Source organism: Parapedobacter luteus (assembly GCF_900168055.1).
GTDB classification, from domain to species: Bacteria; Bacteroidota; Bacteroidia; order Sphingobacteriales; family Sphingobacteriaceae; genus Parapedobacter; species Parapedobacter luteus.
Window position 1 is genome coordinate 132260 of sequence record NZ_FUYS01000008.1, and the last position, 25586, is coordinate 157845.

Sequence of the window (25586 nt, forward strand, 5' to 3'; positions counted from 1 at the left end):
AAAATATGGGTTATTAAATAAAAGGAGTTACTTCATCAACCGTCGGATCTTGAAATGATCGTTCAGCATTTTTATACCGTCGTTGAAGCGCATGAGCGCTACACCTTCCTTTTTCGAGTTTGCTTTACTGATTTTATAAAGTAGTTGCCAGTGTCTGCAGACTTCTTTCCAGGCAAAAAATACCGAGTGTTTCGGATCGTAAATATGCGCCGGTTCGCTTGCAGCCCCATTCAGCTCGATGATCGAAAAGTTTTTCCCTTGGTTCAGCTCGTCCCATCCTTTAAATTTAACGTCCATGCGTCCATAATGAAATTTCGGTATGCGTTGGCAGATGTCATCGATGACATTCAAAAGCTTGTCATTGATTTTATCGCTTACGTCTCGGAACAGGGCACCCCGGCAGTGGCTGCCGTAAGGGAGCGTATATTTCGCGCCGCGCTGCAATACGGTATCGAGTTTCTTCCCGTAGGTCGCTTTAAGTCTCGGTAATTGAATGATGTAGCGGTTTTTTACGGTTAGCAGGGCCTCAATGCTGGATGTGCCGTCGCCGGTTACAGTTAGGTATTCTTTGCCTACGATACCCGAGATGCGTCCGCGTTTTTCGCCCGGGACCCGGTAATAAAAGATGCCGATCTCGTGGTCATAGTCGATAAATTCCTGGATAAGGAAATTGACCTTGCTCGCTGCCGCATAGTGGTGTAAGTCAGTAGAAGATTCCAGTATTTTTACCTGTACGCCCCGATCACCTATATTGGGTTTTGCTATTAGCGGAAAATGGAGCCCATTGTCGTTTAGAGACTGCTCCAACGTATGGACGTCTGTGCCTGCTGCGATTAAAAGGGTCTTCGGATAACAATGAGCCGGTAAGAGCCGATAGATTTCGTCTTTGGGGGCGAGTGTAAATCCGGAGTACGGGATACGAGGGTTTGCGGCACTGAAGAAGAACGGTGTACGGGCCCTTATGCTGATCCATATCCAATACCATCCGATAGGAAGGTAGAATACAGGGGCTGGCCAATACTCCCAATTCGCGAGCTTGATAAAAAAGTTCCGAATGGGCCATGTCCAGCTATCGCGTATCGTCGTGGTTGCCTTTAGATGCATCAATGATTAGTTGAACCTTATCAGTAATCGACAACAATCAATACTACGTTTTGTTGGGCCGATTAAAGCAAGCTGCGGGACGGTGTCGAATACGGCGGGGCTGGCATAATCCGCATTTGGGAAAAGCCATGAAACAGGAAGGGCGCTTACCTAATAAGCGCCCTTCCTGTTTCATATGTTGTCTTTTACAACTGTTTTACCAATTTGTCAGCCAAAATGGATTTGGGCACTGCCCCAATCTGTTTATCCACAATTTGGCCATTTTTGAAGAACAGCAGGGCCGGGATGTTACGGATACCATATTTCACCGAAATGTCGGGATTATGGTCTACATTCACCTTGCCGACCACGGCTTTACCGTCATATTCCTTTGCCAGTTCTTCCACGATGGGGCCAACCATTCGGCAGGGTCCGCACCATTCTGCCCAAAAGTCAACCAATACGGGTTTGTCTGATTGCAGTACCACTTCATCGAAGTTGCTGTCTGTGATTTCTAATGCCATGATGTTAGTTAGTTATGCCTGAGCATCGGCCTTCGGCTTTCAGCTGCCGGCTTATTTATACGTTAATTTTTACTTGTTTTGGCCGTAAGCGCTAAGCCTACTGCCTATCGCTTCACGCCTACTGCTTTCCATGCAAAGATAACTATCAAATTCATTGCCAGTGCATAAACCCCGACAATCTGACATTAATTTAACTTGTAATTGACACCGTTCATTTCGGTGAGGGCCTCAATGAAGTCGTTGCTTGGACTGATTTTCAGTCCTTTAGAGGGCATTTCAATGCTTATTTCCGATTCAAAGTCGCGCACGGCAAATTTCAGTTGGCAGGTCTTGTTTTCGTGCTGTTCCATATTGGTATGCACCAGGTGCTGGATGCGGCTGACGAAATTGTCATTCAGCTCATGCAACGGTACTTGGATGGTGATGCATTTGGCCAACTTATCACGCAGATCCGACAGCAATTGCATCCCCTTGACCTCAAACCCCCAATTCCCCGGTTGGCGGAAGCGTTCTTGGATGATGCCGCGTATTTGGATGAAGTATCCCTCATGAAGGTAACCTTTCATTTTGACATAGTCTTCACCGAACAGCGCAATCTCATAGGAATCGGCATAATCTTCAAGTACCATCACGCCGAAGGGTTTGCCATTCTTGGTAATGCGGTGGCTGGCCGCGGTAATCATGCCGCCGATGGTCAGTTCCCTGTTTTTGATTTTGTTAAATTCTGCACGGGTTTCTTCATCTACTTCCGTTGCTTTCATCCGATCGATCAGTGTAAGCAATCGTACGGGGTGCTGGCAAAAATGGCTGATTTCAAAGCGGTAATTGTCAAGCGGATGGCTGGTCAGGTAAATACCGATGACATCTTTTTCATATTTCAGCTTTTCGATAAGTCCCCATTCTGTGCAGAAGGGGAGAGTCGGCTCGGGAATCTCGATGTTGCTGCTGCCGCCAAAGAGGCTTACTTGCGCAGAGTTCTCGGTTTCCTTGTACTTCGCTCCATATTTCAGTGCTTTTTCCAGTGCCGTGCCGCCGCCGTCGCCGTCCGAATGAAAATATTGGGCACGGTGTGTACCTGCAAAGCAGTCAAAACCACCGGCATAGGCGAGGCTTTCAAAGGCTTTCTTGTTGGCTGCCCGCAGGTCAATGCGTCGTGCCAGGTCAAAAATGGATCTATAAGGGGTGTCTTTGCGGCTTTGCACAATGGTATCCACGGCACCTGCACCCACCCCTTTTACCGCACCCATACCAAAGCGGATAGCTCCTCTATCGTTTACGGTGAATTTGTAATAAGATTCGTTTACGTCCGGGCCTAACACCTGAAGGCCCATACGCTTGCATTCCTCCATGAAGAATGTCACCTGCTTGATGTCGTTCATGTTGTTGGAAAGCACCGCCGCCATATACTCCGCCGGATAATGTGCCTTCAAGTAAGCCGTCTGGTAGGCAACCCAGGCATAACAGGTTGAGTGCGATTTGTTGAAGGCATAGCTGGCGAAGGCTTCCCAGTCTTTCCAGATTTTCTCCAATACCTTGGCGTTATGTCCGTTGGCCGCTGCCTGGTCAACGAATTTGGGCTTCATCTTGTCGAGTACGTCACGTTGCTTTTTACCCATGGCTTTCCGGAGCACGTCAGCCTCGCCCTTGGTGAAGCCCGCCAGCTTCTGGGAGAGCAGCATCACCTGTTCCTGATAGACTGTGATGCCATAGGTTTCCTTCAGGTATTCTTCGCAGGCATCGAGATCATATGTAATAGGCTCGTGGCCATGCTTACGTCGGATAAAGCTGGGGATGTACTCCATGGGGCCCGGGCGGTATAGGGCATTCATGGCAATGAGATCGCCAAAGACTGTAGGTTTGAGTTCCTTCATGTACTTCTGCATGCCGGGCGACTCGTACTGGAAGATGCCGATAGTTTCGCCGCGCTGGAAGAGTTCGTATGTCTTGATATCGTCTATCGGAAATTCATCCGGATTAAGCTCAATGCCGTGGCGGTGTTTTACGATGGCGACGGTATCCTTGATGAGCGTGAGCGTTTTGAGCCCCAGGAAGTCCATTTTGAGCAGCCCTGCACTTTCGACGACCGAGTTGTCAAACTGGGTCACATACAGATCGGAGTCTTTCGCTGTGGCCACCGGTACGAAGTTGGTGATATCATCGGGCGTAATGATGACACCGCACGCATGGATACCGGTATTGCGAAGTGAGCCTTCAAGTACCTGCGCCTGTTTGATGGTCTCCGCTTCCAAACCTGTGCCCTGCGCCATGGATACCAGCTGCTGCACATTTTCGAGCTCTTCCGAACGTAGGGCACTTTTGAGCGCTTGCGCATCCATGTTGAATATCTTGTTCAGTTTCAGGTTGGGAATGAGTTTGGCGATTTTATCCGCTTCGAACAAAGGAAGGTCCAAAACCCGCGCCGTATCGCGGATGGACGATTTGGCCGCCATGGTGCCGTAGGTGATAATCTGGGCTACCTGGTTGGCCCCATATTTATTAATGACATATTCCATGACACGACCTCGGCCTTCATCATCGAAGTCGATATCAATATCGGGCATGGATATCCGATCAGGGTTGAGGAACCGTTCGAAAAGCAGGTCGTACGCTATGGGATCAATATTGGTGATGCCAAGGCAATACGCTACGGCTGATCCCGCTGCGGAGCCCCGGCCAGGGCCTACCGATACGCCCATATTGCGGGCGGCGGCAATAAAATCCTGTACGATGAGGAAATAACCCGGATATCCGGTACGTTCGATGGTGGCCAGTTCAAAATCCAGCCGTTCGCGTATTGCGGGCGTGATTTCGGGGTAGCGGCGTTCGGCGCCTTTATAAGTGAGATGCCGCAGATACTTGTTTTCGCCCCGCTTGCCGCCGTCCTGTTTGTCTTCCTCCACCTGAAATTCTTCGGGAATTTCAAATTTGGGCAGGAGCACATCCCGGTAGAGCGAATAAGGTTCGATCTTGTCGACTATTTCCTGGATGTTGAGGATGGCGTCCGGTAAGTCGGCAAAGACTTTTTTCATTTCTTCACCTGATTTGAAATAATACTCATCGTTGGGCAAGCCAAAGCGGAATCCACGTCCGCGTCCTTTGGGCGTAGCCAATTTCTCGCCATCCTTCACGCAGAGCAGAATGTCATGCGCATGAGCGTCAGCTTTATTGATATAATAGGTGTTGTTGGTCGCGACGACTTTCACGTCATGTTTATTAGCCAATGCAATCAGGCTTTGGTTGACGCGGTCTTCGTCTTCCTGCCCGTGCCGCATCAATTCGATGTAAAAGTCGTCGCCGAAGGTGCCTTTCCACCACAATAGTGCTTCTTCAGCTTGGTTTTCGCCCATATTGAGAAGCTTATTGGGGATTTCGCCATAAAGATTTCCAGAGAGGACGATGACGTCTTCCTTATACTGCTCGATGATGGAGCGATCAATACGGGGTACGTAATAGAATCCTTTGGTGTACGCAATGGACGACATCTTAGCCAGGTTGTGGTAGCCGTTTTTGTTTTTGGCCAGGAAAACTACCTGGTAGCCATTGTCTTTGCGCGATTTGTCGGTATGGTCATCGCAGATGTAAAATTCACAGCCTACGATGGGTTTAATGACGACCTCTGTGGGAGTTTCGCCCTTTTCGATTGCGGCCTTGTTTTTGGCTTCGGCCCCTTTATTGTGATTCAGTACATTGCTTACAAAGTGAAACGCGCCCATCATGTTGCCATGGTCGGTAATGGCCACCGCGGGCATCCGGTGGGTGGCTGCTGCTTTCACGAGGTCACCTACGGATATTGTTGATTGCAGGACGGAGAACTGCGTGTGGTTGTGCAGGTGTACAAAGTCCACTTTCGCCATGTCGCGCCGGTTGGCTTCGAGATCCTGCGTAGGTATGGATGCCTGTTGCTGGCGTTGCAGGCGCTTGCGGATTTCATCTGACGCTGCTTTGAGGTTGACATGCGTCAATCCAATGGGTTGAATCGGTTGGGGGTTGCATTCGCGAAAAGTGACGAAATATCCCGTGTCTACCTGCAGTTCCGCAGCGGTGAAAACTTCACGCTTGATGAGTTCGAGGAAGCAGCGCGTGGTCGCCTCGACGTCGGCGGTAGCGTTGTGCGCCTCTGCGAAGGGGATGCCGAAAAGGTATTGGTGAAGCTCGGTGAGGTTGGGCAGTTTGTATTTGCCGCCTCGCCCACCAGGAAGCTGGAGCAACTCAGCCGTTATCTCCGTACAGGTGTCAAGCACCGGCAGCTGCGCCAAAGGCGTTTCCACCCCGTACCGATAGTACTCACACCCCATGATGTTGATGTCAAACCCGATGTTCTGTCCTACGATAAATTTTGCTTTAGCCAGTGCAGCATTGAATTTTCCAAGCACGTCCATCATGGGGACGCCCTGCTCGTCGGCCAGCTCTGTCGAAATGCCGTGTATGCGCTCCGCATCAAAGGGAATATTGAAGCCATCAGGCTTAATCAAGTAGTCCTGATGTTCAATAAGCACTCCTTTGTCATCGTGCAATTGCCATGCGATTTGTATACAGCGAGGCCAGTTGTCTGTATCAGTAATCGGTGCATCCCAGCGTTTTGGGAGGCCAGTAGTTTCGGTGTCAAAAATCAGATACATCGCTTGCCAAAAAAATAAGGTGGAGAAAATGCCCAAACAAACTTACGGAATTAAAAGAGGAAAGCGAACAGAAAAACGGCCCAGTGCTTCACTGCCCGACCAAGACGCTGGAATTAATTGATTTATTTTTTCCACATGTTACTTTACTTAGCTTGATAGCCTGCGGGGGCGCTTGCCTGCATGATTTAACCGGTCTGTGCCCAATGGTGGTCCATGAGTTAGTGGTTTAGCTAAGGTATTTCGCTTTATGGTGCTGAATTATTCAATAAATAACTTGTAATATCGATAAAATTATTGTGTATTTTGAATTTTTATCAAGAAAAATATGAAATGCTTGTAATTTTGTTATATAAATTACTATTTTAGTAGCGAAATTATTATCGATAATCAAAATGTATTCGAAAAAATCTACAATTCCTTTTGTTTTGCTGGTTATAATAGCGGTTTTGGCGCTATTTTTTCCCGGGTTGCCTGTTGACGGCGAGCATGAGTACGACAACGCAGACATTGCCTGGATGTTGACTTCGACAGCTTTGGTGTTGATTATGACGCCGGGGTTAGCATTTTTCTATGGCGGCATGGTCAAGAAAAAGAATGTCATCTCTACGATGTTGCAGAGCTTTATCTGTATGGCTGTTGTGGCTGTTATATGGGTAGTGTTTGGTTTCAGCTTGGTATTCGGCGAATCTATAGGCGGCATTGTCGGCAATCCCGCGACCTATTTTATGTTCAGCGGTGTCATTGGCGGCGAGAACTGGCCTGGCGCGCCAACCATACCGTTTGCCTTGTTTGCCATGTATCAGCTTAAGTTTGCCATCATTACGCCGGCATTGATTACCGGGGCATTTGCAGAACGCATCCGTTTCACGTCTTACGTGTTGTTTCTTTGCTTGTTTTTTATCTTTATTTATGCACCGTTAGCCCATGCCACCTGGCATCCTGATGGATTATTGGCGGGTATGGGGGTGCTTGACTTCGCTGGCGGGACGGTGGTCCACATGTCAGCCGGCGTTACGGCATTGGCATCTGCGCTTTATCTTAAGCGGGGATATGGAAACGGCGGGCATGATCCGGCTCGGATTTCGTATGTGATTCTGGGTACCGGTTTTCTATGGTTTGGTTGGTTCGGTTTCAATGCAGGATCGGCGTTCGGTGCAGGCGAGCTGGCCGCGACGGCCCTGGCAACAACCAGCACGGCATCCGGCGCAGCCGCGTTGGCCTGGATATTTTTTGATGCCGCCCGCGGGAAGAAGCCCACGGCGATGGGTGTCTGCATCGGCGTAGTGGTCGGTTTGGTGGCTATTACCCCCGCCGCTGGTTTCGTTACCGTGCCGCATTCCCTGATTATCGGGATAGTCGCGGCTATTATCAGTAGGCTTGTGGTGGAATGGCGTACGCGTTCGCGCGTTGACGACACCTTGGATGTTTTTCCAAGCCATGGGGTAGGCGGGATGGTCGGCATGATTTTGACCGGCGTGTTCGCTACCCATACCATCAATGAGGCGGTGAGCACGGATGGATTGTTCTTCGGCGAAACGGGTTTGTTCACTGCGCATGTCATCGGATTGATAGGTGCTGTGCTGTTTACCTTAGTCATGGCCTTTGTCATTCTTAAACTTACCGATGTGATTACAAAATTGCGGGTTTCACCCGAAGAAGAAGAGGTGGGGTTGGATATCAGCCAGCACGGTGAAAAATTATAGTTTGATTTTTTGTTGTTCAAAAACCGCCTAACCAATACAGGTAGGCGGTTTTATTATCTCGATGCAGCGCCAGCCTGGCGTCATGGATTGGCGAACGCCACTGCGGGTTTTCAAATGTCACCACAGCTTAAAAAAAACAAGTTGTAACATAATGATTTAAAAATTGTGTATCTTTGCGCACTCAACACACGACATGAGTGACGCTATTAAACATGAGTGCGGTATCGCACTGATTCGCCTGTTAAAACCCCTCTCTTATTATCAGGAAAAATATGGTACGGCTTTATACGGCATAAACAAGCTGTATTTATTAATGGAAAAACAGCACAACCGTGGACAGGACGGCGCCGGTATTGCCACCATCAAGCTTGACGTAAAGCCCGGCAACCGTTACATCAGCCGTTACCGTTCCATGGCACCAAACGCTGTTGCAGATATTTTTGAGTATGTGCAGAAGAAGTTTGCTACCGTGCAACGAGCTTATCCAGATAGGTTTGCCAATGCCCAGTGGCTCAAAGATAATGTGAGTTTCACAGGAGAGGTTCTGATGGGGCATCTCCGATACGGTACACACGGCAAAAACAGCATTGAAAATTGCCACCCTTTCCTGCGCCAAAATAACTGGATGACCCGTAACTTGGTCATCGCGGGAAATTTCAACATGACCAATGTGGATGAACTGCTCGAACAACTGTATGAGTTGGGCCAGCATCCCAAGGAAAAAGCGGATACGGTGACCGTGCTGGAAAAAATCGGCCATTTCCTTGATTCCGAAAATCAGGAACAATTCGACAAATTTAAGCGGCAAGGGTACAGCAACGTTGAAATCAGTGGATTAATCGCTGAGCACTTGGACGTTGCCCGGATACTGCGCAAATCGGCCAAGAACTGGGACGGCGGTTATACCATCGGCGGGATAGTCGGTCATGGCGATGCATTTGTGATGCGTGATCCGGTAGGTATCCGGCCTGCATACTATTACGTGAATGACGAAGTAGTCGTCGTAGCATCCGAACGGCCCGCTATTCAAACCGCCTTCAACGTAAAGTTTGAAGAGATTACGGAAATAAAACCCGGTTATGCGTTGATTGTCAAGAAAGACGGTACGATTACCGAGGAAATGTTCCGGGAACCCGCGGAAAAGAAATCCTGCTCGTTTGAACGTATTTATTTTTCACGGGGAAGCGATGCCGCCATCTATCAGGAGCGCAAGTACTTAGGAAGGCTCCTTTGTCCGCAAATTCTGGATGCCATCAACTATGATATCAAGAATACCGTTTTTTCTTATATTCCCAACACCGCGGAGGTCGCCTTTTATGGGCTTGAGGAAGGTATCAATGCTTACGTACGGAAGCTTCAAAAAGATACACTGCTCAATCGAGCCGACAAAATTTCGGACCATGAATTGAACGAAATGCTGAGCATCGCTCCAAGGTTTGAAAAACTGAATATTAAAGACGCCAAACTCCGCACATTTATTACCCAGGATGCCGATCGGCAGGATATGGTGCAGCACGTGTATGACACGACCTACGGCATTGTTAAAGATCATCAAGATACCATTGTAGCGGTAGATGATTCCATTGTGAGGGGAACTACGTTGAAGCAGAGTATCTTAACGATCCTGGATCGCCTTAACCCCAAGAAAATTATCATCGTTTCCTCGGCGCCGCAGATTCGCTATCCCGATTGTTATGGCATTGACATGTCCCGCTTGGGTGAATTTGTGGCTTTTGAAGCAGCAGTTTCGCTGTTATATAAAAGAGGGATGGGGAATGTGGTGGAGGAGGTGTATCGCAAGTGCCTCGCTTCGCTGGAGTTACCTAAGGAAGAAGTGGAGAACTATGTGAAGGCCATATATGCGCCGTTTACCGACGAAGAAATTTCCAAGGAAATAGCCGGAATCATCCGAGGTACCCACATAAATGCCGAAGTGGAGGTAATTTATCAGAAGCTGGAGAACTTGCATATCGCTTGTCCAGACCACAAGGGCGACTGGTATTTTTCTGGCGACTATCCTACACCGGGTGGAAACCGCGTGGTCAACAGGGCATACATGAATTGGGTAGAAGGGAAAAACGTTCGGGCGTATTTCAGCGCGTAATATTATATATACACACTTACCGATTCTTTGCAATTTTTTCACGCTTTTTAGGAGCCGTTTAAAGCGTATTAAGCTATGATAGACCTTTAGATATAAACGAAAGGGCACGGGGGCGCCCCTTCTTAGCGATAGGATGAAACAAGCACCAACGGAAAAATCTGGAAACCGTAGGAGAAGTTGGGGACAGTAAAGAAGGGCAAGCTCTTAAACGCTTGTCCTTCTTTGTTAGTTGTCTAATTGTCTTCCATTAAATTGTTGTATAACAATTCAGTTTGTGAAATTGGCCAGATATAGCTCTGCGCATTAGCTGAGACGGATGAGACGGTTCCCTTTGCGGGCAAATCCAGCCCCAATCGCATGAGGTCCGGACTTCTAAGTCCTTCACCTAAGAGCTCGATATTTCGCTCGTGGAGAAAGGCGTCAAACAACGCCTGAGGGGTAGCGAAGTTGGCAACTGTAAACGTTGTTGTCGCATCCGAGCGCTGCCTCACGTAGTTTAACAAGGCTACGGCTCGCGGATCGACGGAATTACTGCTGCGTGCGATGGCTTCGCCCAAGCTTAGTAGCACTTCGGCATAGCGGATAATGGGTACGTAATCGACATAAGGAGACGGCGTAGGGTATTTGGCCATCAGACTGCGGGGTGTACCGGCTAGCGTTGCCGTGTCTACCAAAGCCCTTCTTCTGTCGGTTAGTCGCCAATTGGGATCCGCGATAATGCCATTTTCGTTGAGGTAATATTCCCGTACGGAATAGAAATACGAGCCAAGTGCTGTTTGACCGCCCACGACATCGGTGCCAGCGTTCATTGGCGACGAAAGAATAGACTCTGTGGTCGTATAGTTGCTAAACACGTTCACAATGTCGTCCTGAAGAGCATGGTTGACACCAGATGTGGCCGTGAAAGGTGCCGAAGTGCTTACAATTTTATTCGCTTCGGAAATCACATTGTCGTATTCCCGCATACTCAGATAAACCCTTGTTTTGAAAGCAATGGCGGTGTTTCTGTGTCCACGGGTGGTGTTGTCATAGGCGCTTGAATAATTTGTAGGCAACGCAGCCTCAGCGTCATTCAAGTCTGCCAGTATTTGTTGGTATACTTCCCCCACCGAACTTCTGGCCAGGTCATAGTCGCCGGCGTATAAGTTGCCTGTCAGCCTGAGAGGCAATCCCGGCATGCTGCCATTGCCGTCCCAATACGGTCTGGCATAGAGCTGCAACAAACTATAATAGGAAATTGCTCGTACTAATTTTGCTTCGGCTACATAATACGCGGCTTGTTCGGCACCGACGACTTCATTTCCACCGTTAGCCATGCCATCAATAAAAAGGTTACACCGGTTGATTGTCTGATAAGCCGAACTCCATAATCCTGTCACTTCCTGCGCGTTGTTTGACGTGGTGTGGTTCCACACCAAGTAAGCGGTCACGGCGTTGGTGGTTAGGTTGATGTAATTATCAGCCCGGACTTCATTGTATACAATGTATCGACCGCCATAAAAATTTCCGGCTTTTAAAGCTGAGTATAATCCCAAAACCTGAGCATGGATGCGGTCGGGCGTTGTAAAAGCAAAATCCGCTTCAACTTGATCAACGGAAACAGGATTGAGCCAATCTTCCTTTCGGCATGAGGTGACGGCCAATATACCCGTTGTAACGATAAGCAATATCTTATTTTTTTTCATCAGAATATTTGTTTTTTTTAAGTGTCAATAAAGCTTGCCTGCCTGCCGGATGTAGGCGGATGCCATTATCTTTTTCTTTGTTGAATAGTGGCTTGTGCATGCTCCATTAAATGGTGTTAATGCTAAAAAGTGAGATTCAATCCGACGGTAAACGTTCTGCCATTGCCGACCGAGTTGCGTTCGACGCCTTGCGAAGAATTGCTGCCGCCATTTGAAGAAGCTTCAGGATCTGTGCCCGGATATCCCGTGAAAATGAACGCATTTTGGGCGCTTACATATATTCTAGTCCGTGAAATATTGATTTTCTGCAATACGGCAAGGGGCAAAGCATAGCCGAATGTGACATCTCTCAATTTTAAGAAGTCGCCTTTATACACGTGAATATCCAGTGGTGTAGCCGAGCCGTTGGACACGTTGTCGCCGGCTACGACCCGTGGCACGTCGGTGTCCTGACCGGGTGCCGTCCACCGCCGCAACATATCGGTAGAGTTGTTCCAGAACCGCTGATCCATAATGGAGGCGCCAGTACCAAAATAGACATAATAACCTAACTGGTAAGTGAAGTTGAGCGCCAAATCGAAAGATTTGTACCGGAAACTATTGATGAAACCACCAAAGAACTTGGGTTGCGGGTTGGCGTAAGCTATTTGGTCAACCGAACCGATGCCCGGTGCAACCGAACCATCTGCATATTGCCAGCGCTGTGCTACCGGTAATGAGTGATCGTAGTAGACCTGTTCGCCTTCTGCATTAATGAAAATCCGTCGTCCCGTAGCCGGATCAACACCTGCTGTCCGGGCGACATATATCATGCCCAAGGGGCTGCCGACGCGTGAAATGCTGACAGTTTCCAAGCTGGATGTCGATGATGTGAATTGTGTGATCCCGGGTGCTAAGGAGGTAATTTCATTCTCGTTATACGTGATGTTGAATGATGGCGACCAAGAAAAATCAGGTTTGTTGACTGCTTGGGCATTCACGGTGAGTTCAACGCCTCGGTTGTACATGGATCCAATGTTCAACTGTGGGTTGCTGGGTAGCCCGGCAGATGGGGCTTGCGGAACGTTGTAGATCAGTCCGTCGATATCGTTTTTGTAGTACGCCATTTCAAACGTGAAACGATCCCGCAAGATGCCAAAATTGATGCCTAGGTCGAGTTTTTTACTGGTTTCCCAACCGATATCCTCATTGCCGGAGCTATTGGGATAGAGGGTTGGTTGGCCGCCAAATAAACCACCTTCATAAAACGTCCTGGATGCCAAATCCCCAATTCCGTTTTGATTTCCGACAGTACCGTAGCTGCCTCTAAGCTTGAAGCTGCTAAATACACGATCAAGGCCCGCGTTCTCCCAAAAATTTTCCTGCGCAATTTCGTAGGAAGCACCAACGCTGTAGAATACGCCTGCTTTGTTGTTGGGGCCGAAGGCTGAATATTCATCTTGCCGGATGCTGCCGCTGACAAAATATTTCTTTTTAAAGTCATACGCCAAACTTCCAAAAAAAGATACAAGGTAGTTTTCGCCGTATGATCCGGTAGTTGAGAAATTCTGATAGGAGGCTGAAAAGTCATCGAACTCTGGGTCAGAAAGCCCGGTTCTACCTGCCCCGAACCGTCTATCCGTCGACCGTTGTTGCTCTGTACCGATCAAGGCCGTAACGGTATGTGCATTGTTGAATGTATAGTTCGCATTCAGCGTGTTCGTCCATACCCAACGCATGCGGGCGGTGTAGTTGTTTGTGGCGCTTCCGCCGCCTGCAAATCCGTCGCCGTGTATCGGATTGTTGAAGATGTCATTTGTGGAATACAAATAGTCTATCCCATACAAACTTTTGAACGTCAGCCAGCTGAAGGGCTGAGCTTGGAAATATCCATTCGCTTGTATGCCATTTAAGTAGTTAAATGAGCGGTTCCTCTCGATCAATACCACCGGGTTGTAAAATCCTATCTGGCTAACCAAGTTGTCCATCACCCCCAAATTATTTCCTGTAAGATTATATTCACCATCATTGGTGAACGGAGCGACGTTAGGAGCGTTGATCATGGCGATACGGCCCAAACCGGCTGTACCAAAAGCCTGGCCCGAGAGCGATCCCGAGCTAATCGTTGCCAGGTTATCCTGTTTCGTGTATTGCAGCTTTCCGCCGACCGAGAATATTTTGCTGATTTTATGGTCTACATTGAAAAGTGCCCCGAGCCGCTTGTAATCATTGGTTAGGATAATGCCTTGTTGATCGGTTACGTTGGCTGAAAAGTAATAGCTAGTGCTTTCCGATCCGCCGCGGATGCTTAATGAATGGCTGTGCGAGAGCCCGTCCCGGTAAGCGTAGTCGTACCAGTTGGTGTTAATGGGTTGTCCATCGGGGCCTATGGTTAATCGGTATTGTAAATTGTCGGAGAACGTGCCCGCATTGACAAGTCCCTCGTTTTTGATTTCGGTATACTGAAAAGCGTCCAGCAATTTAGGTAGCCGTTGTACCTGGTTTACCCCAAACCAGCCGTCGTAGCTGACTATGGCTTTTCCGGCAGCGCCTTTTTTGGTGGTGATTACTACCACGCCGTTGGCTGCCCTACTGCCGTATATTGCGGTAGCAGCAGCGTCCTTAAGGATATCCATCGTTTCAATGTCATTGGGGTTCAGGCTTGCCAAGGCGTTACCTCCAGCGTTTGAACCACTTACGTCTCCCGTAAATGTCGGTACTCCGTCGATTACGATGAGGGGATATGAGCTTAACGAAATGGAGTTGGTGCCCCGGATTCTAAAAACCGGCGGATTATTCAATACACCATTTGGAATGGATATCTGTACCCCTGCCGCTTTTCCTGCCAAGGCTTGATCAAAACTTTGGACGGGTCTGTTTGTTAGTAAATCAGTTTTGATGCTGGATACCGAGCCAATCAGGTCACGGCGGGTGGTCGTTCCGTAGCCCGTGACGATTACTTCATCTAGTGTAGAGGCGTCGACTTCAAGGGAGACGTTTATAAGCGCACTTTGACCTAATCCGATACGTGTCGACTGGAATCCGACCAACCTGAATTCAAGTTGCTGTGCCCCTTCAGAAGCGGTAATCGTGTAGTTGCCTGCTGCGTCAGTTTGTGTACCCGCAGATGTACCGACCACTATTACGCTGACCCCGGTTAGCGGCGATCCGTCCTCGGCGGATGTTACCTTTCCGCTGATTTTTCGGGTTTGTGCATGTGCCGACCCTGCCAGCACCACACACAGCAGCAATAAGCTTAGTAATTTTTCTTTCATTGAATGTGTTTGATTAAGTGAAAAATATGTAATTTGTTGTTATTTGTGTGTTTTTTTTGATTTTTTGCATTAAAAAATCGATGTCACCTCCTTTTTGCTGTGTATTATCTTATTGATCGATATTTTTTTATGATTTTTGTTGGTTGTTTTTGGTGATTTAGGTTAATGAGTGCATGTGTTGGTTGATAATGTGTTATTTTTTTTGAATAAATTATTATTTTGGTGAATTATGTGATTTTTTTTGTGTATTTGTGTTAGGTTTGTTGTGTTTTTTAAATTTTTTATCAAAAAAAATGATAAATTTTTATTTAACAAAACAAAATATGAATTTTTTTTGTTTTTATTTCTTGGTTGGAATTAAAAAAAAGAAGATTTAGGTGGTGTGGGTTTGTTTTTGGGGAGGTTGGGTTGGTTTTGAGTCGGCTATTCTTCCATTTTTAGTAATTTCCTTGCTTTTTTCTCGTCAACGGCCATCTGGTCAATCAGTTCCTGCATCGTTTCGAACCATTGATCATGCCGGACGAAGTGGAGAAATTTTACGCGCAATGTCTTCCCGTATATATCTTCTTTGAAGTCAAACAGGTGTATTTCGATGCTTCGGCTGACACCATCTATGGCTGGCCGCGTGCCGATGTAACCCATCCCTTTAAGTACCCGTTCGGGTACGGTGGGAACATACGGGCCGGTTTTAATTGCTATAGGTTCGATGATGGCCGCTTCCACGGCGTAGATACCGTAAGCCGGAATAAGCTTGTGATTTTCATGCACCTGCAAGTTGGCCGTGGGATAACCGATGTTCCGCCCCAGTTGATTGCCCCGGATAACCTGCCCCGTCAATTGAAAAGGGTACCCCAGATAGCGGTTTGCCGCATCGATATCGCCTTTGATCAGCGCTTCGCGTATTTTGGTTGACGATACTGCCACATCGTTGATGTCCTGCTCGGGGATTTCTTCCACCGTATAGCCATATATTTCGGCGTGGTCAAGCAGATCGTTGAGCGACCCACTGCGGTCTTTGCCGAAATGGTGGTCGTAGCCGATGACGATCTTTTTGGTGCCGATTCTGTCAACCAGTACTTCGCGGATATATTCCTCGGGAGACTGGTTGGAAAAGTCACGCGTGAAAGGGGTGATGATCAGGTGATCGATGCCTGCCTCGGCCAGTAGCTGTACTTTTTCCTCGATGTCGCTGATAAGCCTCAGACTGTCATCTTCGGGATGGAGAATTAAGCGTGGGTGCGGGAAGAAGGTCAATAGCACCGTTTCGCCGCCGTTTTCTTTCGCGCATTCCTTGAGCGTGCTTAGTATTTTTTGATGGCCCACATGTACGCCGTCAAATGTGCCGATGGTGACCACCGCGTTGTTCAGCGGACTGAAGTCCTCAAGATTTTTGTATATCTTCATCTGATACTGCAAGCGTAAATCCCTTTATATGGTTTACCAAATCCGTCATCTGCCAAGCATGCGCTACGTTGAAATCGCCGCTTCTCGTCCGTCGTAGGCGACTGAGGTGTGCCCCATTATTCATTGCTTTGCCGAAATCGTGCGCTAATGACCTGATATACGTGCCCTTGCTGCATACCACCCTGAAGTCAACGTCTGGCAGTTGAATAGCTGTGATTTCAAACTCGTAGATGTGGACGTTGCGTGGCTTCACTTCGACGGCCTCCCCGCGGCGTGCTTTTTCATACACTCGCTCTCCATCCATTTTTATTGCTGAATGAGCCGGCGGGATCTGCTCGATTTCTCCGACGAAGGAGGCGGCTGTCCCGTTAATCTGTTCGTACGTGATACCCGACAGGTCGAACCGTTGGTCTATTGCACGCTCCAAATCGTAGGATGGCGTGGTGGCGCCCAACGTTATTGTACCGGTGTACTCTTTTTTTTGAGACTGAAACTCGTCAATGCGTTTCGTGAATTTGCCCGTGCAGACAACAAGCAGACCGGTAGCCAGCGGATCGAGGGTGCCCGCATGCCCGACTTTTACCTTCAAGGGTTTCATGGCATTGCGGATTTTCCGCACAACGTCAAAGCTAGTCCACCGAAGGGGCTTGTCGATTAGCAGCACTTCGCCTTCCGCAAAGTTAAATGCCGGGCGTGACGGGCAGGGGGATTCCATTAGATAATCTGCAAACTGTGACCACTGATTAACAAGGCAATGATGATGCCACCCACGATGATTCGGTACCAGCCAAATGCTTTGAAGCCGTACTTGGAGACGACGCCGATGAACGATTTGATGGCCACGATGGCCACAATGAAGCCGATAACATTTCCGACTATCAATTGATTGATTTCAGCGCCACTCAGCCCATTTCCGTCTTCGAAGTGATCTTTCAACTTAAGTAAGGTTGCGCCAAACATCATCGGGATGGCCAAAAAGAACGAAAATTCGGCCGCAGCCTTGCGGCTAAGGTGCTGGGTCATGCCGCCGACGATTGTACTTGCCGACCGCGATGTGCCTGGGATAAGCGCCAGGCATTGAAAAAGACCGATTTTCAACGCTTGGCCGTAGCTGATTTCATCAGAATCATCAATACGTGGCTTGTTGAACCATTTGTCTACAAACAATAAAATGACACCGCCGATGACCAAAGAAATGCCGACAATCAGCGGGCTTTCAAGCAGTCCGTCGATGGCGTCGCTGAATAAAAAACCCAATACCGCCGCTGGCACTGCAGCCACCGCGAGCTTGTAGTAGAAGGTGAGCGATCGAAAAAAACGCTTATAATACAATACCAACACCGATAAAATCGTGCCCAGTTGGATGGCGATAGTGAAGAGTTTGACAAAAGCGGTAGGCGATATACCCATCAATGCTGTGACAATGATCATATGCCCGGTCGACGATACCGGCAAAAATTCGGTGAGGCCCTCTACGATGGCCAGCACGACTACTTCAAACCATGTCATTGGCTGTTTCCGGTGTTTTTAGGCTTTATTAAAATAGCTACTACGCCCAAAGCGAAGCCGATGACGACGATCAGCGGGGCTAGGGTGATTTTCGTAAAACTATAGATATCCGATGTGCCCATCATCAAAATAAAGCCCAGTATAACTACTGCGATGCTTAGTAAGAAAAACTGATAATTCCGTTTGCCAAATACAAAGGATGCCTTTTGGGGCTGTTGTGATTTCTTATATGACATATGCTGTGATTATCTATACAATTCGTTTGACTTGAGCCGCAGGTATTTACTGACAGCAAAATAGGTGCTCAGCCCTGAAATAAGGATGCCGAGCAGTGCCACGACGACGAATATAACGACAAATTCAAACCAATTGCGCAAAAATACCAATTCGGGGATTTCCCGCTGTCCGAGGTGCAGGGTGAGCAGAAGCAGCAAGATGGCTATGAGCGCACCGAGCAGGCCATGTAGGATACCATAGCCCAGAAACGGCCGTCGGATGAATCCCCTGGTAGCCCCCACCATCTGCATGCTTTTAATTAGAAACCGCTGCGAGTAAATCGCCAGCCGGATGGTATTATTGATAAGTGCAACGGCAACGATTAATAACACCGCGGTGAATGCCAAGATGACGATGCTTATCGTCCGGATATTTTTGTTGACCATGTCAATCAGCGACTCTTGGTAGACCACTTCTTTCACCATGTCGTTGGCCGAAACTTTTTTAATAAAGGTTTCGATACTGTCCGTGTTTGCGTACTCCGCCTTGAGGTAGACGTCAATAGAAGACAGCAGGGGATTATGTCCAAGAAATTCGACAAAGTCTTCGCCCAATTCCTGGGAAAGGTTCTTGGCCGCCAGTTCCTTACTGATGTATTGTGACCGGAGGACATACCGGTCTGATTCCAATTCTTTTTGGAAAGCCAGGACATTTCCCTCCCCAGCGCCCTCGTTCATGATGATGTTGAGGACGATATTCTCCTTCACATAGTTGGACAAGTTTTTCGCATGGACGAGGAGAAGGCCCAAAAGACCAGTCATCAGCAAGACCAAAGCGATGCTGATGACCGTGGATATGTATACGGACTTGGTCTTTTTCGAGGATGTACTTACTTCATATACTTCCATATGCCGTGCTGTTTTCGTTGCGAAAGTAACGAATTGTGCTGATATAAATACAATTGGGTCGGCATAAAATGAATTTATGCCGATTCTCCGCTTGTCGTTGCCATCAGCGATCCTTTATGTAGCAACGTGTGGGCGGCGGCATTTATTGCCAGCCGCCACCCAACGCTTTATACAACGAGAGCTTAGTAATAGCTTTTTCCCGCCGGGTATGTATCAGGTTGATTTCGGCATCGAGCACGTTCCGCTGGGCCGTGATGATGTCCAAGTAGGTCGCCCGTCCGGCCTTGAAGAGCTCATTGGCCGCGTCTACGGCTTTAACCAGGGCGTCGACTTCCTCCATATTGTGTATACGGCGCTGATTGATGTAATCTTGGGCCTTCAGGCTTGTCTGCACCTCCCGCCAAGCGTTTAGCACTACCTTTTCGTAATCCTGGAAGGCTATGCCATAAGATGCCTTAGCCGCTTCGTAGGCAGACCGGATGGCCCGCTGGTTGAATATCGGCGCGGTGAAGCCACCCAGCAAGCCGTAGGCGACTGACGTTGGCGCCATAAGCAATCTATCCATGGCGAACGCTTGGAAGCCGACATAGGGCGACAATACCAAAGACGGCAGAAAAGCTGCCTTTGAAGCTTTGGTATCGGCCTCCGACGCCAATAATTCCAACTGGGCCTGCCGCACATCAGGGCGGAGTGCAATCAATTGCGAAGGAACGCCCGGAGCCAGAGAATCCGTAAACGCGGTGGTCATCCAATGCGTGGTATCCCTGGCTATCTCGCCGTGGAAGCGGCCGAGCAGAAAATTCAGGTGATTTTCGGCAGCGGTGATTTGCTGAAGCACTTCCTGCTCTCTACCCTTGGAGTTTTGAACCACCGCGGTAAACTGCTGAATACCCAGCTCGTCGGCCCTGCCTGCATCTTTTTGTACCTTGATGATAGCCAATGCATCTTCTTGCAGACTGATATTTTTTCGCAAGATCGCCAACTCATTGTCCAGTGCCAGCAAGTCATAGTAAGCCAACGCCACTTCCTCAATCAGTGCTGTCTGTACCAACTTTCTGCCTTCATAGGTAGCAAGAAACCGCTGGTAGGCCGCCCGTTTTTGGTTTTTCAGCTTTCCCCAAAGGTCGATTTCCCAGGATGTACGCAGCCCGATGAAATAATCAGGCAACGGGTCGGGCAGTTTTTCATCCTCATCGAGGTTTTCCGAAAAGTTGGTGTCATAGTTGCCGATACCATCCATGGTGTAAAAGCCATATTTCCGAAGGCCAGCCTCCGCCAGCGCATCGACGGAGGGGAAGAGGCTGGCCTTTCGGAGCCTTAAGTTTGCGCGGGCAATTTCCACTTGGTGGAGAGCCTTTTCCATGTCGGGATTGTTGGCCAGCGCAGTGTCGATAAGGCGGACCAGCTGGTCATCGTTGAAGAACTTGCGCCAACCGACGTGGGCAGTATTGACCGTATCCGTGTCGCCTTGATAGGTGGTGGGTACAGCGCGATGCTGGTACTCCGCAAGTGGTTTGCTGGCTGAACATCCCGACAGCAGTATCAGCGCACCGATGGCCACTACGCCGGCCGCTCCTATTTTAGTTTTCTTTTTTTTGGAGGATGCAAACAGTACATACAGACCGGGTATCACGATGACCCCAATGAGCGTGCCCACCACCATACCGCCAACAGCCGTGGTACCGATGGAACGGTTGCCCAGTGCACCAGCGCCGGAAGCCATGGCCAACGGGATGAGGCCGGCGACGAACGCAAAGGATGTCATTAATATCGGCCGTAAGCGGGCCACCGAGCCTTCGATCGCTGCCTGTAACTGCGTAGCGCCCTGCTTGTAGCGCAGGATGGCGTATTCCACAATGAGGATGGCATTTTTGCCCAACAATCCGATGAGCATAACAAGTGCTACCTGTGCGTAGATGTTGTTTTCCAAGCCCAGCAGCTTCAGGAAGAGAAACGCTCCGAATACGCCGGCCGGTAAGGATAGGATAACGGGCAATGGCAGCAGGAAGCTCTCATATTGGGCAGCCAGGATAAGATAAACAAACAGCAGGCACAAGGCAAACACGTAGATAGCTTGGTTGCCAGATAGAATTTGCTCGCGTGTCATGCCCGACCATTCAATGCCATAACCTTGAGGCAGCGTAGCCGCAGCTACACGTTCCACGGCTTCGATTACCTGCCCGCTGCTGTATCCCGGTGCGGCATCACCGCTGATCAGTGCAGAAGTGAACATGTTGTACCGCGTTACCTGTTCGGGCCCATATATTCGTTCCATGGTCACAAAAGCCGAATAGGGGACCATTTCGCCGCTATCATTTTTTACATACAACTTAAGCACATCCTCAGGTTTTTCGCGATAGCCCGGCCCGGCTTGGACCATCACCTTATACATCTGGCCAAACCGGATGAAATTCGTCGCATAAAAGCTGCCCATCAAGGTTTGCAGCGTGAGCATGGCATTCTCAACGCTGATGCCCTTTTTGGCAGCGATATCATAATCTACCTGAATGAGGTACTGCGGAAAGCGCGGATCAAAGGTCGAAAAGGTATTACCCACTTCCGGCGTTTCGTCGAGGGCTGTCATAAATTCAGCCAGCACATCGGCCGTGCGGTTGAGGTCGTCGGCACCCGTACGATCCAGTAAGCGGAGCTCAAAGCCGCTGGAATTGCCGAAGCCGGGCACCGTAGGCGGTGGAAAGTACTCGATACTGGCATCCATGAGGTGGCCGGTATGCGCTTCCAGCCAGGCCATGACGTCGCTAACCGACGCTTTGCGGTCTTCCCACGCCTTCAGGTTGATCATGCCCATGCCATACGAAGCACCAGACACTTCCGTTACGATACTATACCCCGCAAGGGTAGAAACCGTCTCCACGGCCTCGTGCTTACGCGCAATCGAATCGACCTGGTTGAGCACGGCGATAGTCCTATCGACGGTCGCACCCGGTGGTGTTGTGACATTGACATAAATCATTCCTTGATCTTCGGTGGGGATGAATCCGGATGGCAGGATGCTGTTGACGCCCCAGGTCGCGACAAAGAATGCGGCCAACAACCCCAATGTCAGGGTACGCCTACCGGCAATTTTGCCAATGAGGCCCGCATACCGCGTGGAAACCCGGTTGTACCAGTTGTTGAACCGCCTGAAAAATGCGGCCAGCCATCCTTTCGGCGCGGGTTTATCATGCGGCGACTTCAGAATAAGCGCGCAGAGTGCCGGTGTCAATGTCAGGGCATTGATGCCGGATATGACGATGGAGGCAGCCAGTGTCAGCGAAAACTGCCTGTAAAAGATGCCCACGGGGCCCGAAAGGAATGCGACTGGCACGAATACCGCCGACATGACAAGCGTAATGGCGACCACGGCGCCGCCAATCTCTTTCATTGCTGCCAAGGTGGCCTCCATGGGCGGTAGATGTTCTTCCTCCATTTTGACATGCACCGCCTCCACCACCACGATAGCATTGTCTACCACAATGCCGATGGCCAATACCAGCGCAAAGAGTGTTAGCAGGTTGATGGAAAAGCCAAGCAACTGCATGAAAAAAAGGGCGCCAATGAGGCAAACGGGAACCGCTAAAGCGGGTATCAACGTAGAGCGAAAATCCTGCAGGAAGATGAACACCACGAGAAAGACCAACAGGAAAGCTTCGACAAGCGTGCGGATAACCTCGCTGATGGAGGCATCGAGGAAACGCGAAACATCGTAGCTGACCGTGTACTTCATGCCCGGAGGGAATGAACTCGCTTGGAGTTCGGCCATGCGTTGTTTAACGTTCTCTATGACCTCTTGCGCATTCGATCCGGGCAGCTGTTTCATCATGATGGATGCTGAAGGGCGGCCATCCGTCCTGGACTCCATTTCATAGTCCAATGAGCCAAACTCCACATCAGCGATATCCCGGATGCGCAGGATTGAACCGTCCGCATTGGCACGGATGGGGACATCCCGGTATTGGTCAGGCTCAGAGAATTTGCCTGGGTAGCGCAACACGTACTGCTGCATATTTACCCGCTGGTCGGAGCCGATGCCCGTTTGCCCGGGTGCCGCCTCCACGTTTTGTGCACGCAGGGCGGCGATGACCTCTTCGCTGGAGATATCGTATGCCGCCATCCGATCGGGCTTGAGCCAAACCCGCATGGCATAATCGCGTGCACCCATGATCTGAGCAAACCCCACACCCTCGATGCGTTTGAGTTCTTTCAAAATGTTGATGTCGGTAAAGTTGTAGATGAAACGCTCATCTGCCGTTGGGTCGTCACTGAACACATTGAGGTACATCAACATACTGTTCACCTCTTTTTCTGTCGTTACACCAGCTTTAATGACTTCTTCAGGTAGTTCGTCGAGCACGGTGGTCACCCGGTTTTGTACGTTTACAGCCGCAATATCCGGGTCGGTACCCACCTTGAAAAAAACTTGAATAAGCGTAGTGCCATTATTGGTCGACACCGAGGTCATGTAGGTCATTCCGGCAACGCCATTGATGGCCCGCTCAAGTGGTATGGCTACCGCGTCTGTACATACTTCGGCATTCGCCCCCGTGTAGTTAGCCGTAACCACCACCGACGGTGGGACAATATCAGGAAATTGGGTCACCGGCAAAGTGAATAACGCAAGGATCCCTAATAAAGTGATAAGCAATGAAATAACCAGCGACAAAACTGGCCTTTTTATAAATGTTTCAAGCATCTTACTGATTTTTTGGAGATATATTAGCTTAGTGACAGTTTATTGCGTTCCGCTTGCAGCGAGTGTATGGTCCGCCAAGGATGTCATCTTCGGCGAAATCGTCATGCCGTCTCTCAGGTTTTGCACGCCTTCAAAAACAATGGTGTCACTAGTACTTAATCCGTCTTCAACGAGGTAGTAATGTCCAACTCGCGGCCCCGCCCGGAAAGGTGTCATGACGAGGGTGCCGCTATCCTTCACTTTATACACATACGTGCGATCCTGGATTTCGAAAACCGATTTCTGGTGAACCACCAGATTCTCGCCGCGTTGCATGGGCACACTCACCTTGCCGGATGCCGCATGTTTAATCAATCCAGCCGGATTGGGAAAAAGCGCTCTTAGGGATATGGTACCCGTGCTTTCTTCAAATTCGTTTTCGGCAAATTCAGCGGTACCAGCATGGGGGTAAATGGTTCCATTGGCCAAAGTCAATGTCACTGGCATGCTAAAATCAACGGTGCGCGCACTGTCGTTAGCTACGATGCTGAGGTATTCCTGTTCGGAAATATCGAAATAAGCATATACTTGACGCAAGTCTGAGATGGAGGTCAGCAGTGCGCCTTCATCCAGCAAACTCCCTTCTTTCAGTGGAATGCGGTCAATCCGACCAGTGAAGGGTGCGCGGACGGTTGTATAAGACAGCTGTGCTTTGGCGTGCTGCAAGAGCGATTTGGCCTCTTTAATCTTCGATTCGGCCGCAGCTAACCGAGCTTCAGCCACCTCCAAATCGGTTTCCGAAACGATGTTTTTAGCGACGAGCAGCTTGGTACGGTCGACTTCGAGTGCTGTGGTTTTTCCGTCAGCGATTGCGTTTTCCAGGACAGCCTCACAGCGGGCAACCTCGGAAGCGTATTCCGTATCATTCAGCTTAAACAAAGGCTGCCCCTGAGACACCTCGCTGCCTTCATCTACATAGATTTTCTCAAGAAACCCTTTCAGTCTGCTGCGGATTTCCACATTTTTAAATGCTTGGATATTGGCCACATAATCCTGATATATGGTGGTATCCAGGCTTTCCACTTTGACAACAGGCGTCGCCGGCGCCGATTGTTGGTTTCCCTGTTGTCCGCCGTCAACAGCACATCCGGTAAGAAAGCCCGCCAACAGACTTAAAGCGATTGGCGCCTGAACTCGTATTGATTTAGTATCCATGTTTTTAATTTATTTCATCTAGTTGTTTTCCTTTACTTGCCCGATGAGCGCTCGATGTAAATAATGATTGCCGTGTGTCAGTACGATTTACATCTCGGTTTCATCAACATTGTTCTGTTTCGACGTTGAGCTTGCATGAGCCGTTAACCATTCATTCGACAGTTATTCGTTTCCAGTACAAGCAGCCCAATCGCAAGCCGGGCAAAGCTTACCATGACCCCGACCCATCAGTGGCCAGTAGTTATCTCTCCCGAAAATAATAAGGTTAACTTACGCGTTGTCAGCGTTATAATGGAGGCTGGGATAGTGTTAAAACGGCTTTAGTCGAAAAAGAAATCTGTAATACCCTATTAGGTGTGATATTTTGGTGTTCAAACCTAAACGGAGCCGTTGATCGAAGATGTCAACAATGGGTGGCGGATTAAGCTCAGCGTTTCCCCTTGGGACGGGGACAGAAATCCATTTTGAAGAAGCGGGCCGGTAATCGTCGTATTGGAAATCATTATCCTGCTCGCTTTCTTCTCCGGCGCACGGGATATCCAACACATCTTCGAGGATAACCTCAACCAATGGTGTACCGTCGATTACTTGGTAAGAATTATCACCATGTATGTGCCCATCTTGATAGAAGATTGTGTTGATGTAAGCAACTATGACAAGAAAATAGACCAATCTCGCTAGCATAATCGT

The 25586-nt window shown here is 49.0% G+C and carries 15 protein-coding genes; 3 read left to right on the forward strand and 12 right to left on the reverse strand.

Annotated elements, in window-relative coordinates; genetic code table 11:
* Positions 1 to 27: 27 nt before the first annotated feature.
* The 3 genes from B5X72_RS15315 to dnaE all read right to left on the reverse strand — a co-directional run bounded on the left by B5X72_RS15315 (position 28) and on the right by dnaE (position 6226).
* Complete coding sequence (locus B5X72_RS15315; RefSeq protein ID WP_079717785.1) at positions 28 to 1104, reverse strand: hypothetical protein; 1077 nt, start codon at positions 1102 to 1104, stop codon at positions 28 to 30.
* 185 nt (positions 1105 to 1289) lie between these two features.
* The gene (gene trxA, locus B5X72_RS15320) at positions 1290 to 1607 is read right to left on the reverse strand and encodes a thioredoxin (RefSeq protein WP_079717786.1); all 318 of its coding nucleotides are present in this window, start codon (positions 1605 to 1607) and stop codon (positions 1290 to 1292) included.
* 185 nt (positions 1608 to 1792) lie between these two features.
* The gene (gene dnaE / locus B5X72_RS15325) at positions 1793 to 6226 is read right to left on the reverse strand and encodes a DNA polymerase III subunit alpha (protein ID WP_079717787.1); all 4434 of its coding nucleotides are present in this window, start codon (positions 6224 to 6226) and stop codon (positions 1793 to 1795) included.
* A gap of 392 nt (positions 6227 to 6618) precedes the next feature.
* On the opposite strand from dnaE, the gene B5X72_RS15330 reads away from it, so the two are divergent.
* On the forward strand, positions 6619 to 7929 hold the full coding sequence (locus tag B5X72_RS15330) for an ammonium transporter (protein WP_079717788.1): 1311 nt from the start codon (positions 6619 to 6621) through the stop codon (positions 7927 to 7929).
* Positions 7930 to 8122: 193 nt separating this feature from the next.
* A complete protein-coding gene (locus B5X72_RS15335) occupies positions 8123 to 10033 on the forward strand; it encodes an amidophosphoribosyltransferase (RefSeq protein WP_079717789.1) in 1911 nt (636 codons plus the stop codon).
* 233 nt (positions 10034 to 10266) lie between these two features.
* Here the strand turns inward: B5X72_RS15335 and B5X72_RS15340 are convergent, their stop codons facing one another.
* The 9 genes from B5X72_RS15340 to B5X72_RS15380 form a co-directional block, all read right to left on the reverse strand.
* Positions 10267 to 11718 carry a RagB/SusD family nutrient uptake outer membrane protein gene (locus B5X72_RS15340; protein ID WP_079717790.1) on the reverse strand — a complete coding sequence of 484 codons (1452 nt, stop codon included), beginning with the start codon at positions 11716 to 11718 and terminating at the stop codon, positions 10267 to 10269.
* 122 nt (positions 11719 to 11840) lie between these two features.
* A complete protein-coding gene (locus tag B5X72_RS15345) occupies positions 11841 to 14972 on the reverse strand; it encodes a SusC/RagA family TonB-linked outer membrane protein (protein ID WP_079717791.1) in 3132 nt (1043 codons plus the stop codon).
* 423 nt (positions 14973 to 15395) lie between these two features.
* Positions 15396 to 16376: a bifunctional riboflavin kinase/FAD synthetase gene (locus B5X72_RS15350; protein WP_079717792.1), complete on the reverse strand. Its 981-nt coding sequence runs from the start codon at positions 16374 to 16376 to the stop codon at positions 15396 to 15398.
* Positions 16354 to 17091, reverse strand: a complete 738-nt coding sequence (gene truB, locus B5X72_RS15355) for a tRNA pseudouridine(55) synthase TruB (protein ID WP_079717793.1) — start codon at positions 17089 to 17091, stop codon at positions 16354 to 16356. Before truB ends, B5X72_RS15350 begins: the two co-directional genes overlap by 23 nt.
* On the reverse strand, positions 17091 to 17885 hold the full coding sequence (locus B5X72_RS15360; RefSeq protein ID WP_079717794.1) for an undecaprenyl-diphosphate phosphatase: 795 nt from the start codon (positions 17883 to 17885) through the stop codon (positions 17091 to 17093). Before B5X72_RS15360 ends, truB begins: the two co-directional genes overlap by 1 nt.
* Positions 17882 to 18121 (reverse strand): DUF3098 domain-containing protein, encoded by a 240-nt coding sequence (locus B5X72_RS15365; protein WP_079717795.1) that lies wholly within the window; start codon positions 18119 to 18121, stop codon positions 17882 to 17884. The genes B5X72_RS15360 and B5X72_RS15365 overlap by 4 nt, the downstream gene beginning before the upstream one ends.
* Before the next feature lie 9 nt (positions 18122 to 18130).
* Positions 18131 to 19009: a cell division protein FtsX gene (locus B5X72_RS15370; protein WP_079717796.1), complete on the reverse strand. Its 879-nt coding sequence runs from the start codon at positions 19007 to 19009 to the stop codon at positions 18131 to 18133.
* Between the two features lie 142 nt (positions 19010 to 19151).
* Entirely contained in the window at positions 19152 to 23702 is a 4551-nt protein-coding gene (locus B5X72_RS15375; RefSeq protein ID WP_079717797.1) for an efflux RND transporter permease subunit, read from the reverse strand.
* Positions 23703 to 23741: 39 nt separating this feature from the next.
* The gene (locus tag B5X72_RS15380; RefSeq protein WP_079717798.1) at positions 23742 to 24896 is read right to left on the reverse strand and encodes an efflux RND transporter periplasmic adaptor subunit; all 1155 of its coding nucleotides are present in this window, start codon (positions 24894 to 24896) and stop codon (positions 23742 to 23744) included.
* 492 nt (positions 24897 to 25388) lie between these two features.
* On the opposite strand from B5X72_RS15380, the gene B5X72_RS20625 reads away from it, so the two are divergent.
* Complete coding sequence (locus tag B5X72_RS20625) at positions 25389 to 25577, forward strand: hypothetical protein (RefSeq protein ID WP_139378722.1); 189 nt, start codon at positions 25389 to 25391, stop codon at positions 25575 to 25577.
* Positions 25578 to 25586 lie beyond the last annotated feature (9 nt).

Coding starts and splice junctions, on each gene's coding strand:
- B5X72_RS15315 (WP_079717785.1), bottom strand. CDS start 1,104: ATGCATCTAAAGGCAACCACGACGATACGCGATAGCTGGACATGGCCC.
- trxA (WP_079717786.1), bottom strand. CDS start 1,607: ATGGCATTAGAAATCACAGACAGCAACTTCGATGAAGTGGTACTGCAA.
- dnaE (WP_079717787.1), bottom strand. CDS start 6,226: ATGTATCTGATTTTTGACACCGAAACTACTGGCCTCCCAAAACGCTGG.
- B5X72_RS15330 (WP_079717788.1), top strand. CDS start 6,619: ATGTATTCGAAAAAATCTACAATTCCTTTTGTTTTGCTGGTTATAATA.
- B5X72_RS15335 (WP_079717789.1), top strand. CDS start 8,123: ATGAGTGACGCTATTAAACATGAGTGCGGTATCGCACTGATTCGCCTG.
- B5X72_RS15340 (WP_079717790.1), bottom strand. CDS start 11,718: ATGAAAAAAAATAAGATATTGCTTATCGTTACAACGGGTATATTGGCC.
- B5X72_RS15345 (WP_079717791.1), bottom strand. CDS start 14,972: ATGAAAGAAAAATTACTAAGCTTATTGCTGCTGTGTGTGGTGCTGGCA.
- B5X72_RS15350 (WP_079717792.1), bottom strand. CDS start 16,376: ATGAAGATATACAAAAATCTTGAGGACTTCAGTCCGCTGAACAACGCG.
- truB (WP_079717793.1), bottom strand. CDS start 17,091: ATGGAATCCCCCTGCCCGTCACGCCCGGCATTTAACTTTGCGGAAGGC.
- B5X72_RS15360 (WP_079717794.1), bottom strand. CDS start 17,885: ATGACATGGTTTGAAGTAGTCGTGCTGGCCATCGTAGAGGGCCTCACC.
- B5X72_RS15365 (WP_079717795.1), bottom strand. CDS start 18,121: ATGTCATATAAGAAATCACAACAGCCCCAAAAGGCATCCTTTGTATTT.
- B5X72_RS15370 (WP_079717796.1), bottom strand. CDS start 19,009: ATGGAAGTATATGAAGTAAGTACATCCTCGAAAAAGACCAAGTCCGTA.
- B5X72_RS15375 (WP_079717797.1), bottom strand. CDS start 23,702: ATGCTTGAAACATTTATAAAAAGGCCAGTTTTGTCGCTGGTTATTTCA.
- B5X72_RS15380 (WP_079717798.1), bottom strand. CDS start 24,896: ATGGATACTAAATCAATACGAGTTCAGGCGCCAATCGCTTTAAGTCTG.